Annotated in this window: 12 protein-coding genes; 6 read left to right on the plus strand and 6 right to left on the minus strand. The window is 64.2% G+C overall.

Going from position 1 to position 13309, the window contains the following annotated elements:
- Positions 1-4 precede the first annotated feature (4 nt).
- Positions 5-2647, minus strand: a complete 2643-nt coding sequence (gene polA, locus LFT47_RS12395; RefSeq protein WP_236811172.1) for a DNA polymerase I — start codon at positions 2645-2647, stop codon at positions 5-7.
- Between the two features lie 181 nt (positions 2648-2828).
- Here polA and LFT47_RS12400 point away from each other — a divergent pair, with 181 nt between their 5' ends.
- Complete coding sequence (locus LFT47_RS12400) at positions 2829-3296, plus strand: hotdog fold thioesterase (protein ID WP_236811174.1); 468 nt, start codon at positions 2829-2831, stop codon at positions 3294-3296.
- Here the strand turns inward: LFT47_RS12400 and LFT47_RS12405 are convergent.
- The 4 genes from LFT47_RS12405 to LFT47_RS12420 form a co-directional block, all read right to left on the minus strand.
- Positions 3249-3845 carry a dihydrofolate reductase family protein gene (locus LFT47_RS12405; RefSeq protein WP_236811176.1) on the minus strand — a complete coding sequence of 199 codons (597 nt, stop codon included), beginning with the start codon at positions 3843-3845 and terminating at the stop codon, positions 3249-3251. The genes LFT47_RS12400 and LFT47_RS12405 overlap by 48 nt on opposite strands.
- Before the next feature lie 36 nt (positions 3846-3881).
- Positions 3882-4103 carry a hypothetical protein gene (locus LFT47_RS12410; RefSeq protein WP_236811178.1) on the minus strand — a complete coding sequence of 74 codons (222 nt, stop codon included), beginning with the start codon at positions 4101-4103 and terminating at the stop codon, positions 3882-3884.
- Positions 4100-5314 carry an inorganic phosphate transporter gene (locus LFT47_RS12415; protein WP_236811180.1) on the minus strand — a complete coding sequence of 405 codons (1215 nt, stop codon included), beginning with the start codon at positions 5312-5314 and terminating at the stop codon, positions 4100-4102. Before LFT47_RS12415 ends, LFT47_RS12410 begins: the two co-directional genes overlap by 4 nt.
- Positions 5315-5481: 167 nt before the next feature.
- On the minus strand, positions 5482-5979 hold the full coding sequence (locus tag LFT47_RS12420) for an HAD domain-containing protein (protein ID WP_236811182.1): 498 nt from the start codon (positions 5977-5979) through the stop codon (positions 5482-5484).
- Between the two features lie 121 nt (positions 5980-6100).
- Between LFT47_RS12420 and kynA the strand changes: the two genes are divergently transcribed.
- Genes kynA through LFT47_RS12435 form a run of 3 tightly spaced genes read left to right on the plus strand, consistent with a single transcriptional unit; the run spans position 6101 to position 9118 of the window.
- Positions 6101-6985, plus strand: coding sequence for a tryptophan 2,3-dioxygenase (gene kynA, locus LFT47_RS12425; RefSeq protein WP_236811184.1), 885 nt, complete (start codon positions 6101-6103; stop codon positions 6983-6985).
- Positions 6986-7031: 46 nt separating this feature from the next.
- Entirely contained in the window at positions 7032-8270 is a 1239-nt protein-coding gene (kynU, locus tag LFT47_RS12430; RefSeq protein ID WP_236811186.1) for a kynureninase, read from the plus strand.
- Positions 8267-9118 carry a PaaX family transcriptional regulator gene (locus LFT47_RS12435; protein ID WP_236811188.1) on the plus strand — a complete coding sequence of 284 codons (852 nt, stop codon included), beginning with the start codon at positions 8267-8269 and terminating at the stop codon, positions 9116-9118. Before kynU ends, LFT47_RS12435 begins: the two co-directional genes overlap by 4 nt.
- 16 nt (positions 9119-9134) lie before the next feature.
- Here LFT47_RS12435 and LFT47_RS12440 read toward each other — a convergent pair whose 3' ends face one another.
- Positions 9135-10925: a S8 family serine peptidase gene (locus LFT47_RS12440; RefSeq protein WP_236811190.1), complete on the minus strand. Its 1791-nt coding sequence runs from the start codon at positions 10923-10925 to the stop codon at positions 9135-9137.
- Positions 10926-11234: 309 nt separating this feature from the next.
- On the opposite strand from LFT47_RS12440, the gene LFT47_RS12445 reads away from it, so the two are divergent.
- Positions 11235-12320: a LolA family protein gene (locus LFT47_RS12445; RefSeq protein WP_236811192.1), complete on the plus strand. Its 1086-nt coding sequence runs from the start codon at positions 11235-11237 to the stop codon at positions 12318-12320.
- Positions 12317-13303 (plus strand): ABC transporter ATP-binding protein, encoded by a 987-nt coding sequence (locus LFT47_RS12450; RefSeq protein WP_236811194.1) that lies wholly within the window; start codon positions 12317-12319, stop codon positions 13301-13303. The genes LFT47_RS12445 and LFT47_RS12450 overlap by 4 nt, the downstream gene beginning before the upstream one ends.
- Positions 13304-13309 lie beyond the last annotated feature (6 nt).

Raw genomic sequence — 13309 nt, forward strand, 5'->3', positions numbered from 1 at the left:
TTTCCTAGTGCCCGGCGTCGTACCAGCTGGAGCCGACTCCGAGCTGCACGTCCAGCGGCACCGAGAGCTCGGCTGCGGTCCCCATTTGTTCGGTCACGAGCTTTTCGACGGCTTCCCGTTCACCATGGGCAACCTCGAGCACGAGTTCGTCATGGACCTGCAGCAGCATCCTGGACTTCAGCCCCTGGCTGGTCAGCTCGGCCGAAACGCCGAGCATCGCCCGCTTCATGAGGTCCGCCGCCGAACCCTGGATCGGCGAGTTCAGTGCAATGCGCTCGGCGATCTCGCGGTGCTGGCGGTCGGTGCTGGTCAGGTCCGGAAGATAGCGGCGGCGGCCTTCGATCGTGGAAGTGTAGCCATCGATCCGGGCCTGCTCCACGACACCACGCAGATAGTCGCGCACGGCGCCGAAGCGGTCGAAGTAGTCCTTCATGAGGGTCCTGGCTTCGTCGACCGAGATTTCCAGTTGCTTGGACAGACCGAACGAAGTCAGGCCGTAGGCCAATCCATAGGACATGGCCTTGACCTTGGAGCGCATGGCACTCGTGACCTCTTCCGGTGCCACGTTGAAGATGTGCGAGCCGACATAGCGGTGCAGGTCCTCGCCCTCCTTGTACGCCTGGATGAGCCCTTCGTCGCCGGACAGATGCGCCATGATACGCATTTCGATCTGCGAGTAGTCGGCCGACAGCAGGCATTCGTAGCCCTCACTGACCACGAAGATCCCGCGGACGCGACGACCTTCCTCGCTGCGCACCGGGATGTTCTGCAGATTGGGATTGTTCGAGGAAATACGCCCCGTCGCCGCGACGTTCTGCGCGTACGTGGTGTGGATCCGGCCATCCTCGGCCACGGATTTCTTGAGCGTCTCCAGCATCTGGGCAAGCTTGGAGGATTCCCGGTGGGCCATGAGCTGCACCAGGAACTCGTGGCCGGTCTTCTCCAGGAGGGCCTTCAGCGAGGCGGCGTCCGTTGTGTAGCCGGACTTGATCTTCTTGGTTTTGGGCAGGCCAAGCTCTTCGAAGAGGACCGTTTGCAGCTGCTTGGGCGATCCGAGATTGACCTCGTGGCCAATGGCGGCAAATGCCTGCTCCTGGGCGTTGTCGATCACCTTGGCGAGGTCCGCGAGCTGTTCGTTCAGGCGCTCCATGGAGATGGCAATGCCCGAAAGTTCCATCTGGGCCAGGACCCGTGCGACCGGCAGCTCCAAGGTGGCCAGGAGCGCCTCGGCCTTGCGCTCTGCGAGCTCGCTTTCGAAGTGCTTGCTCAGTGCGTGGACGACGGCGGCCTGCTGGACGAGCGCACCGGCCGCGGCACCGTCTGGCCCATCGCCGAGTTCGAGTTCCAGCTGGCCGGTTGGCGCCACCGCAGCCGTGACAGTGATCCGCAAGTGGTGCTGGGCAAGCTCGGCGAGCTCGTAGCTGCGGCGGTCCGGCTGGATCAGGTAGCCCGAAATGGCAGTGTCGTCCACTACGCCTTCCAGGCCAAGACCACGGTGGTGCAAGGCCTTCAAAGCATCCTTGAACTCGTGCATGACTTTGGCTTCTTCGGGGTCTTGAAGCCACTTGGCCAAGACGGCATCGGCCGCCGCGTCCAAGGACGACAGCTCGATGTAGGCAGCCCCGTCGGCGCGCACGATCGCGAGGGCATCGGCGTCGTCGCCAATCCGACCCGGGACCAACTGCACGGCGACGGCGGAACGGCTCCCCGCACCGGCGGCGAAGAACTCCGCCAGGGCGGCGGCGTTGTCCAGGATCTTGTAGTCGGGCGCGTCGATGGTTTCGGGAGCCGCGCCGGCGGTGTCGTCGCCGTAGAGTGCGAACAGCCGGGTGCGGAGCGTCCTGAATTCGAGGGTGTCGAACAGAGTCTCGACCTCCTGGCGGTTGGGGCGCGGTTCCTCGAGGTCGGCGAGTGTCACGGGGAGTTGGAGGTCGTGAAGGAGTCGGTTGAGGCGCCGGTTGCGCTTCACGGCGTCGATGTTTTCCCGGAGGGCTCCGCCTACCTTGCCGCCGATGGAATCCAGGTTCTCCAGGATCCCTTCCAGGCCACCGTAGAGGTTGATCCACTTGGCTGCGGTCTTGGGGCCGACGCCGGGAACGCCGGCGAGGTTGTCGGCGGACTCACCCACCAGAGCGGCGAGATCGGAGTAGCGGGACGGCGGAACGAAGTACTTCTCTTCAATGGCCGCCGCGTCCATGCGCGGAATGTTTGAAACGCCCTGTTTCGGGTAGAGAACGAACACGTTGTCCGTGATGAGCTGGAAAGCGTCACGGTCCCCCGATACCAGGAGGACTTCGAAGCCCGCGGCATCGCCCTGCGCCGCGAGGGTGGCGAGGATGTCGTCAGCCTCGTAGCCGGGCATCTTGATGGTCTTGATCCCCCACGCTTCCATGACTTGATCGATGAGATCGATCTGCCCGCGGAATTCCGACGGCGTCTCGTTGCGGCCAGCCTTGTATTCGCTGTAGTCCGCCTTGCGGAAGGTCGTGTCGTCCGAGACATCGAAGGCCACCGCGACGTGGGTGGGCTTCTGGTCCTTGATGAGGTTGATCAACATCGAGGTGAAGCCATGCACGGCATTGGTGTGCTGGCCCGAGGATGTGGCGAAGTTCTCTGCCGGCAGAGCATAGAATGCCCGGAACGCCATGGAGTGACCATCAAGGACCAAGAGCCGCGGTCGGCCACCTGCCGCCGTGCCCGCAATGGTAGTCGAAGGGTCTGGTGCCGTTGCGGTGGCAGTTGAAACTGCGCTTGCCGTTGGCGTTGGCGTTGACGTTGGAACTGAGTCCGGTTTGGTTGTTTCGCTCACAGGTGCCAGCCTAGTTGCCATGATGGACAATTTCACGCCGGGCCCGTTCGCTGAAGAACTCAATGCGGCCGGTGTTCCGCAGGAGTTGCACGGTTGGCTTTCCCGCTATGGCGTGGGCTCGCTCGTAGCCAAGATGGGCATCAAGTTCCTTGAACTGGGCCCGGAACGGACCGTCGCCACCATGCCGGTGGAGGGCAATACCCAGGTTGCCGGCATCCTCCACGGCGGAGCCCATGTAGTCCTCGCCGAAACCTTGGGCTCCTTCGCGGCGGCCCTGCATGCCGGAGCCGGACGCCACGTGGTGGGAATCGAGGTGGGCGCAACCCACCATCGCTCCATAGCAAGCGGCCTGGTCACCGGCACATGCACAGCCATCCACTTGGGCGGCACGCTCGCCACCCACGAAATCGTCATGACCGACGAACACGGCCGACGGTTGTCAACTGCCCGGATTACCAACATGATCCGGGAGAACAGGGCCCGCTGACCCGGCACGCGCGGGAAATCTGTAGCGCAGCTCGACCGCCGCGCCACCAAGGGTGCGGGTCGAGCTCAACTCGAGCGGCGCCGTCGGGCTCTCGACAGGCAGCAAGCGCTTACCGGAACCCAAGGCGACGGGGATCAGGGTGACAATCATCTCGTCGAGCAGTCCGGCCTTGGCGAACTGGGCCACCAGGTTTCCACCGCCCACCAGCCACACGTTCTTGTCACCGGCGTCGGCAACCAGGTCCGGGGCGAATTCCTCAACCTCGCCACGCACGAAGGTGACATCCGCACCGGGCGGCGCGGCGTATTCGCGGTGGGTGAAGATCCAGCATGGAACACCCGGATAGGGCCATTTGCCCGGTTCGTGTTCCATGAGCCAGCGATAGGTCTGGCCGCCCATGACGATGCAGCCGATCCCCGCCATGAAGTCTTCGTAGCTTTCGGTGACGCCCTCGGCCTCTTCAAACTGGAGCAGCCAACCGAGATCGTCTTCTTTCGTGGCGATGAACCCGTCAAGCGAGGATGCCACGTAGTACTGGAAATCCGCCATGGCCCCACCCTACCCATGAGGCAGCGCCGTTCACAGCTACTTCGAGAAGTAAGGGACGATCAGGTAGATCCCGAAAAGCACGGCGATTCCGCAGGCCGCGAAACACAGGTAGGCAAGGGACCGGACCATGACCGGTGACTTCTGCCGTGCGTCGCCCGCGATGGCAGTGAGACGGACACCGAGCGAATACAGCACTACCAGGACCAACGCCGCCACAAGGGTCGCGCCGGCTACCCGCACCAGATCCAACCACTTCATGCCAGGGTGTCCTTACTCGTGCTGTTGCTCAGACTTTTTTCTCTCGAGTTCTTCTTGCGGAAGCGTACCGCCGTGCCGGCTTCCTCGACCTCGACGGCGTTGTGGTGGCCCACGTGCGACTTCCTCGAGTAGATGAACATGTAGACGACGACGGCGGTGCCCACGACGGCGGCGATAACCACTCCGACGGTGCCGGTGCCGATGAGGAAGGCGGTCAGGGCGCCCACGATGGCAGCGGCAGGTAAGGTGAAGAGCCAGCCGGTGGCGATGCGGCCCACAGTCCCCCAGCGCACCGTGGTGCCCTTGCGTCCGAGCCCCGAGCCGATGACCGAACCCGAGGCCACTTGCGTAGTGGAGAGCGCGAAACCGAGGTGGGAGGAAGCGAGGATGGCCGAAGCGGTGCTGGCTTCCGCTGAGAAGCCCTGCGCCGGCTTGACGTCGGTCAGCCCGGAGCCCATGGTCCGGATGATGCGCCAGCCGCCGGCGTAGGTCCCGATGGCAATGGCGAGTGCACAGGCCCCGATGACCCAGAACTGCGGGCCGCTGCCGGCAGGCTGGGTTCCGGCGGCGATCAAGACGAGGGTAATGATGCCCATGGTCTTTTGCGCGTCGTTCGTACCGTGGGCCAACGCGACCAGGCTGGAGGTGAAGATCTGGCCGGTACGGAATCCGCCGCGCTTCTGGGTCAGCTTGTCGCCGGTTTCGGGGTCATGCCGTGACGTCAGGGCGTAGGCCAGCTTGGTGCATAGATAGGCCACGGCACCGGCAAGCAGGGGCGAGAAGATGGCCGGAAGGATGACCTTCTGGAGCACGGTATCGAAGTTGACGGAGTGGAATCCGATGCCGACGATGGCCGCACCGATGAGGCCCCCGAAAAGCGCGTGCGAAGAACTGGAGGGCAGCCCCTTGAGCCACGTGAACATGTTCCACAGAACGGCCCCCATCAGCCCGGCGAAGATGATCTCCGGCGTGATGTGGATACCGTCTGTGCCCTCGCGGATAAGGCCTCCCGAAATGGTCTTTGCCACTTCGGTCGACAGGAACGCACCTACGAGGTTGAGCACCGCGGCCAAGGCAACAGCCGTCTTGGGCTTGATGGCACCCGTGGCGATCGGAGTCGCCATGGCGTTGGCAGTGTCGTGGAACCCGTTGGTGAAGTCAAAAAATAAGGCCAGCGCTATGACAAGCGCGACCATGAAGGTGATTCCCACCTGGTGCCCAATCTGCAGAGTCGACGATGCGCAGTTTCACTTCCCCGGTCCTGCCTGAAACTAACAGTTCAGCGAGCGTTCATCTGACTGTACTGGCGGAATTAACCATGGCGGGCGTGAAACCCTAAGAATCCTACGTGCCATTCCCGGCATGGCCAAACATCGAATCATCCAAGGAATTGCCGAACGGCCGCGATATCGCTCCGTGACAGGCCGCGCCGCGGGTCCGGTGAGATCCAAAGCACACGGCTGCCGAGGAACTCGGCCCAGGACCGGGCCGTGGCCTCATGGTTCAGCTGATCATCCATCCACACGATGCGTTCGGCTCCGGAGTCGTGGACGTCCTTTTGCAAAACGTCCAGCTTCCACCACTCGGCGGTCTGGTCCCAATCGTCGCTGGTCAGGACGGGCCAATGCTCGCCATGGAGGCCGATGGCCGGGCACAGGAATTCGGGCGCGAGCCGCTGCCACGTCGTCAGCCAAACAAACCTCGCGGCGGGATGCGCGGCCAGCTGGTTGAGCTCGTCAACCAGTTCGGAGGCGTAGACGACGTCCAGGATTCCGGCGTCGGCGATTTTCCATTCAGTACCCCAATCGGTGAAGCCCATGGGACCGAAGGGGTTCACCACGCCGTCGACGTCCAGATACAGCGACACGGTGGTCATGCAGCCCCCTCCCGGACGTGCCAACAAGGCCAGCGTAAGGCACGCGCTGGTGTCAGTGCAGTCCGGACCTTCCAGAAATTCATTTTCTTGACGTTCGTCACAAGAGTGATAATCTCAATGCATGGAAAACAGCACCGGCCACTCCGAAGAGAGCATCAGGGCCCAAAACATCAGGCCCATCGAGGATTCGGTCCGCACCGACTTCAGCCAGGCCATGTCCTACGGAGGGTATCTGGACCTGGACCGCCTGCTCACCGCCCAGCACCCGTTGAGCACGCCGGAACACCATGACGAATTGCTGTTCATCATCCAGCACCAGACCAGCGAACTGTGGCTCAAGCTCGTCCTGCATGAACTCCTCGAAGCCCGCCGGCTCCTTGATGCGGACAACCTGGGCAAGGCCCTCAAATGCATCGCACGCGTCAAGGCGATCCAGCGGACCATGACCGAACAGTGGTCTGTCCTGGGCACGCTCACTCCCCGCGAGTACTCCGAATTCCGGCGCTTCCTGGGCAGCTCGTCTGGCTTCCAGTCCCACCAGTACCGGGCCGTCGAATTCCTGTTGGGCAACAAGAACCGCGGCATGCTCCGGGTCTTCGAGAGCGATCCGGCGGCGCACAGCCAGCTCAGCACGCTCCTGGAGGAGCCGACCCTTTACGATGCCTTCCTCGCCGTGCTGGCGCGGGCCGGTTATGCCGTTCCCGCCGAAATTCTGGAACGTGACACCAGCGAACCGTGGACGTTCCGGAAGGACCTCGTCCCGGTCTTCCAGGAGATCTACGAATCGGAAGCTACGCCGTGGGGATTCTACGAAGCTTGCGAAGACCTCGTAGACATCGAGGACAACTTCCACGCCTGGCGCTTCCGCCATTTGCGTACGGTGCAAAGGACCATCGGATTCAAGGTCGGCACGGGAGGCTCGTCGGGCGTCGACTTCCTCAAGCGGGCCCTTGACCTCACCTTCTTCCCGGAGCTCTACGCCGTCCGCACCGAGATCGGCAACTGAACAGCAACCCTCCTCCATCAACCCCAAACTTTTCTTCAGGAGAGACATGAACAGCGCGCAGCAAACGCAACGGCCGACGTCGGACGAGCTCGACGCCGCGGATCCCCTCGCCAGGCAGCGTGAGGCCTTTTACGCCCCGGCGGAGGGCCAGCTCACCGCATACCTCGACGGGAACTCGCTCGGCAGGCCGCTCAAAGCGACGTCGGCGAAGCTCGCGGCCTTCGTCGAAGAGGCGTGGGGCAGCCGCCTCATCCGTGGATGGGACGAACAGTGGATGGACGAGCCCACCACGGTGGGCGACCGGATCGGCGTCGTCACCCTGGGGGCGGCCGCCGGCCAGGTCACCGTGGGAGATTCCACTTCGGTGATGCTCTACAAGCTCATCCGGGCAGCGGTCGACGCCCAACCCGGTCGTGATGAGATCGTCGTGGACCGGGACAACTTCCCCACGGACCGTTTCATCATCGAGGGCATCGCCGCGGAGAAGGGCGCCACCATCAAGTGGGTCGCTTCAAATCCGGCCGGCGGCGTCCGGACCACAGACCTCGAGGGACTGCTCAGCGAGCGGACCGCCGTCGTCGTACTCAGCCACGTGGCTTACCGTTCCGGCTTCCTGGCGGATGCCGCGGCGATCACAGCGATGGTCAAGGAAGCCGGTGCTCTCATGCTCTGGGACCTGTGCCACTCCGTAGGCTCGGTGCCTCTCGAACTCGACACCTGGGGTGTGGACCTTGCCGTGGGCTGCACCTACAAATACCTCAATGGCGGCCCGGGCTCCCCAGCGTTCGCCTACGTCAACGCTTCGCAGCAGGACCGGCTCCACCAGCCGATCTGGGGCTGGATGGGCGCCGACAACCCCTTCGGCATGACGGAAAGCTACAAACCGGCACAAGGGATCCGAAGCTTCATCACCGGCACTCCGCCGGTGCTGGCCATGCAACCGCTCAAGGACATGGTCGAGCTGATCGCATCAGTGGGCATGGATGCCGTTCGGGAGAAGTCAGTCAAGCTGACGGAATACGCAATCGCCTTGGCTGAGGACATGCTGGTCCCCCTGGGCGTCGAAATTGTCAGCCCGCGCAACACCGCGGAGCGTGGCTCGCACATCACGGTGGACCATCCCTTGTTCGGCGAGGTGACCCAGGCACTCTGGGAACGCGGTGTCATTCCCGATTTCCGTCCCCCGCACGGACTGCGGATCGGCCTCTCGCCGCTCAGCACCAGCTACGCGGAGGTTGAGCTGGGAGTGACCGCCATCCGGGACGCCCTCACCGAACTCCTGTGAGCGCTGTCCTCGACGACATGGATTCCCGGCCCGGGAGTACCACGTCGTTGCTTCGCACGGTCATCGGCCTGTACCTGCGCGATGCCGGTGGATGGATGTCCACGAGGCACATCATCGCCCTCATGGAGGCTCTTGATGTCACCGCGGCTGTTTCCCGGACGGCATTGTCACGGTTGAAGAAGAAGGAAATCGTCGTTCCTCAGCTGCGTCATGGTGTCCCCGGCTTCGCTGTCACCGAGGGCGCCGCATCGATGCTTGCCCGCGGCGACAGGCGGATATTCAACCCCCGCCACATGTCCTCCGCGGACCGCTGGTGCCTCGTGTCCTTTTCCATTCCGGAAACGGAACGGGAAAAGCGGCACCAATTGCGGCGGCGATTGCACTGGATCGGCTGCGGCACGGTGGCAGCCGGGCTGTGGATCTGCCCGGATTCGCTTCGGGAGGAAGTGGAGGAGATCCTGGAAGACCTGGAGCTGCGCGGCATGGCCACGCTGTTCGTCACGGACACTCCCCTGCTCGGCGGCAGCCTCCGCGATGCCGCATCCGCATGGTGGGACCTGGATGCGGTGGCAGAACTGCATCGCGACTTCATCCGGCATCATGGTTCCGCGGCCGGCGACGGGCCGGGTAAAGGCTCCGACGACGGCCCCGCCTCGGCAGAAACCTTCGCGCGTTATGTCCGATGCATCGACCGCTGGCGGATCATTCCGTACTTGGATCCGGGACTGCCGGCGGATTTCCTTCCCGAGGATTGGCCCGGCATGGCTGGAATCGCCCTCTTCGAGCGCCTCGGGTCCGCTTATTCACGACCGAGCGCGGACTTCGTGCGGAGGACGCTGGAAGGGTAGCGGGACGAGTTCCTCCTCAGCCGTAGGTGACAGTCGTTCCCGCTGTGGGGGACCATGCGATGCGCCCGCCTTGGTAGTTCTGCACTACCCCGCCGTTTCCGGCCGGGTATTCGTTCGTCGTGGGGTAGCCGAGCGGGCCGTTCTCGTAACCTGTTGCCGCCCAAGCGGCACGGATGCCCCCGATACTCACGTGCGCCCCGGTCGCAGGAGACCAGACAATCGCACCCCCCTGATACATCTGGTAACAACCGCTGTCCCGCAGCCCGCACACTTCGTTCGTGGTGGGGTAGCCGAGCGGGCCGTTCTCGTAACCTGTTCCCGCCCAAGCCGCACGGATGCCCCCGATACTCACGTGCGCCCCGGTCGCAGGAGACCAGACAATCGCACCCCCCTGATACATCTGGTAACAACCGCTGTCCCGCAGCCCGCACACTTCATTCGTCGTCGGGTAGCCGAGCGGGCCGTTCTCATAACCTGTTCCCGCCCAAGCCGCACGGATTCCCCCGATACTCACGTGCGCCCCGGTCGCAGGAGACCAGACAATCGCACCCCCCTGATACATCTCGTAGCAACCATCGTTGCGCAATCCACAGACCATCACAGAGGCCGCCGCACCGAGACTTGGGGATGCGGCAGCCGCCGTCGTGATCGCCGTCGCTGCGTCAACAGAGGCAGGTGTGGGTGCCGCCGAAAACAGCAGGCGGTTCGGAGTGCCCGGGCTGGAGCCGGAAACGACGCCGGACGAGGCTTCAGAAAGCAGGAGCGTCCCGACGGCGGACGGAGACAACCGCGGGTACAAGGACAGCAGTGCCGCCACTGCGCCTGTGACGTGCGGAGCCGCCATGGACGTTCCGCTCATGACGGCCGTGGCGGTGTTCGATGCGATCCCTGCTGACGTGATGCCCACTCCGGGAGCATAAAGGTCCACGCAGTTGCCGAAGTTGGAAAAGGACGCCTGCCGGTCCCAGGAGTCGCTCGCGGCGACGGTAAGCGCGTCCAGGACCCGTGCGGGGGAAGTATTGCAAGCGTCCGTCGTGGCATTGCCTGCCGCAACGACCGCAGTGATGCCCTTGGAGATGAGACCCTGCACTGCGGCGTCGACCATGGGGCTGGGAGGGCCGCCGATACTCATATTGGCCACGGCCGGTGTACCTGCAACGTGGTTTGCGGCAACCCAATCGAGTCCGGCAATCAAGTCGGAGGTGTACCCGCTGCCCGTGCAGTCGACGACGCGCACGGGCACAATCGTGGCGCTTTTGGCAACGCCGTACGTCTGGCCCGCGACAATTCCGGCGACGTGGGTGCCGTGGCCATCGCAGTCGTTTGTTCCCTGGCCGTCGGCTATCGCAGTCCAGCCGTTTGCCACCCTGCCACCGAACTCCGTGTGGCTTGCAAGCACACCACTATCGATCATGTAGGCGACCACCCCGGCACCCGAAGCGATCGGCGTATAGGTGCCGGATAACGGCAGGGTGCGCTGGTCGATCCTGTCCAATCCCCACGGCGCGCCTTGCTCGGTTGCCGACATCTTGAGCGGTGCGTCAACCTCGACGGCGGCAACCTGCCCGGAACGCTTCAGCTCATCCGCTTGGGCCGGCGTAGCGGTTACGACGGCTCCCTGCATCGCATTCGTAAAAGTCCTTGCGACCGTGACATTGCTGGAACGCAAGGATTGCGCCCCCGCCGCGGCATCTGTTCCAGCCGCATACTTCACGATGTAGCGGGAATGTCCATCGTCCTTCGCACTGCTTGCCAGGTTTGATGGGATCGGCGAGGCGGTTCCTGCGGAGACTCCGGAAAAGGCCACGGCGAAGGTAGCGAGCAGCAGCGACAGGATATGACGAGAAACGGACGCGGGACGAATTTTGGACTTCCTTCGGGTGTCGGGCCGGACGCTCAAACCAGGAGCTAGCTGGACCAAGCTTAGTTTGCGCAGACCCCTCGATGAGGAAACTGCGGTGATCCTTGGTTGAACTTTGGATTCTTTGGGAAAAGTCGCCGGACGCGGCCCGAAGTGAAAATATTCCCGCCTCAACGGGGCACGTGATCACTCCGGACACCAGGCGTACTCTGGAAGCATGAACTTCCCCGATGGTGGACGGTTCGCGAGGTTGCCATGACCCGCCCTTGGTTGCGTTGGTTGCCGGCCGCGCTGGTTCCGGTAGCGCTTGCCGCTGCTGCCCTGGCTGGTTCCTACCAGGCGGGAGCTGCGACGAGCCTGCCGCACAAAACGGCAGAGGAAATCATCGCGATGATCGGCCGCGCCGACGTCCACTCCTTGTCCGGTACCCTTCAACAAAATTCCGAACTGGGACTCCCCCAGCTGCCCTCCGTCGGGCCGACTGCAACCCAGGGTCCGGCTTCGGTCATCGAGCTTTTGAGCGGTTCACACACGGCCCGGGTCTACCTGGACGGCCCCGCCAAGGCCAGGTTCCAGGTGATGGACATGCTCGCCGAGCGCGACCTCGTCCGCAATGGCAACGATCTCTGGCTCTACAACTCGGCCGACAACAGCGCGGCGCACATGACGATGCCGGCTGAACCGGCGCGCACAGCGGCCCCGCACGCGACACCGACCCCGGGGGTAACCACTCCTGACGTCGTCGCGCAGCACTTCCTCGCCGCCGTCGGGCCCACCACGGACGTGACAGTGGGCGACGGAACCACCGTCGCCGGCCACACGGCCTACCAATTGGTGATCAAGCCGCGCAGTACCGCGACGCTCGTCGATTCCGTGACGATCGCCGTTGACTCCGCCTCGGGCCTGCCGCTCGGCGTCGATGTGCGGGCGCGAGGCCAGGCCGCAGCGGCCTTTTCGCTCTCGTTTACTGATCTGAGCTTGTCGACGCCCGACGCCGCGCTGTTCAGTTTCACGCCGCCCCGCGGTGCCGCGGTTGAAGAGAAAGCAACCCCGCAGCTGCGTGCCCTCCCGGGGAAGACCGGGCAGGCACCGGAGGCAAAGGCAACAGCCGGCCGGCCAACGATCACCGGCACCGGCTGGGACGCAGTGATGGCCCTGCCCGCGGGCACGGTCCCCGCTGATGTCCGCTCGGCTGCGATGTTGGCCCAGCTCACCCAGCCGGTAGCGGGCGGCCGCGCCCTGACCACCAGCCTGGTAACTGTCTTGATGCTCGACGACGGCCGCGTCTTCGCGGGAATGGTGCCACTCGAGCGGTTGCAGTCAGCAGCCGCCACGAAATGACGGAGGCGGCCGCGCCAGCTGAACTGGCGATCGAGACCCAAGGCCTGAGCAAGCGCTTCGGGCACCGGGCCGCCGTGGACGGCGTTGACCTTGCAGTTCCCCGCGGTTCGGTCTTTGGCTTCCTCGGTCCGAACGGCTCCGGCAAGACCACCACCATCCGGTTGCTGCTTGGCTTGGCGGCCGCAACGAACGGCCGCATCCGGGTACTCGGCGGCGAAATGCCGCGCCAACTGGCAACAGTCCTGCCCAATGTTGGCTCGCTGGTGGAAGGCCCGGCCTTCTACCCTTTCCTGTCGGGGGCGGCGAACCTCCGGCGCTTGGACAGCGCCGATCTTCATGCCTCGCCGCGGACCCGGGCCGCACGGGTGGATGAGGCGCTCGAGAGGGTGGGGTTGTCCCATGCCGCAGGTAAGAAGGTCCGCGCGTATTCCCTCGGGATGAAGCAGCGGCTGGGGATCGCGCATGCCCTGCTCCGTCCGAGGGAACTGCTTGTCCTCGATGAACCCACCAACGGCCTGGATCCGCAAGGGACCCGGGAGGTGCGCAGCCTGGTCCGCTCGCTGGCCGCGGGGGGCACCACGGTGTTCGTTTCCAGCCATCTCCTCGCGGAAGTGGAACAGATGTGCACCCACGTGGGAGTCATGAGTGTGGGCAAACTCGTGGCGCAGGGAACCCTGCACGAACTGCGCGCCGCGGGAAGATCCACGATCCGTCTCCACACGCCCGATATCGAAGCCGCCGTCCGCGTCCTCTCCCGGCTGGGCCTGCAATCGGAATTGTCTGTTCCGCCGCCCGGCTCCTACGGTCCCGATGGCCGGAGCCTCGTCAGCACCGGTCCACCGGGGCACGAGGTGGCTCCCGAGGCGATCGTGGCTGCCCTCGTGTCCGACGGCGTCCGGGTCCGGGGCTTCGGCGTGGAGAACGCCAGCCTGGAGGAGCGTTTCGTCTCCCTTACCGGAGAGGGTTTCGACATTGCCGGCTGAACATGA

Origin of the sequence: Arthrobacter sp. FW306-2-2C-D06B (assembly GCF_021789175.1) — a bacterium.
Lineage (GTDB): Bacteria > Actinomycetota > Actinomycetes > Actinomycetales > Micrococcaceae > Arthrobacter.

What these genes read in the sequence shown, in the direction of transcription:
- polA (WP_236811172.1), bottom strand. Translation starts at nt 2,647, where the DNA reads ATGGCGTTCCGGGCATTCTATGCTCTGCCGGCAGAGAACTTCGCCACA.
- LFT47_RS12400 (WP_236811174.1), top strand. Translation starts at nt 2,829, where the DNA reads ATGATGGACAATTTCACGCCGGGCCCGTTCGCTGAAGAACTCAATGCG.
- LFT47_RS12405 (WP_236811176.1), bottom strand. Translation starts at nt 3,845, where the DNA reads ATGGCGGATTTCCAGTACTACGTGGCATCCTCGCTTGACGGGTTCATC.
- LFT47_RS12410 (WP_236811178.1), bottom strand. Translation starts at nt 4,103, where the DNA reads ATGAAGTGGTTGGATCTGGTGCGGGTAGCCGGCGCGACCCTTGTGGCG.
- LFT47_RS12420 (WP_236811182.1), bottom strand. Translation starts at nt 5,979, where the DNA reads ATGACCACCGTGTCGCTGTATCTGGACGTCGACGGCGTGGTGAACCCC.
- kynA (WP_236811184.1), top strand. Translation starts at nt 6,101, where the DNA reads ATGGAAAACAGCACCGGCCACTCCGAAGAGAGCATCAGGGCCCAAAAC.
- kynU (WP_236811186.1), top strand. Translation starts at nt 7,032, where the DNA reads ATGAACAGCGCGCAGCAAACGCAACGGCCGACGTCGGACGAGCTCGAC.
- LFT47_RS12445 (WP_236811192.1), top strand. Translation starts at nt 11,235, where the DNA reads ATGACCCGCCCTTGGTTGCGTTGGTTGCCGGCCGCGCTGGTTCCGGTA.
- LFT47_RS12450 (WP_236811194.1), top strand. Translation starts at nt 12,317, where the DNA reads ATGACGGAGGCGGCCGCGCCAGCTGAACTGGCGATCGAGACCCAAGGC.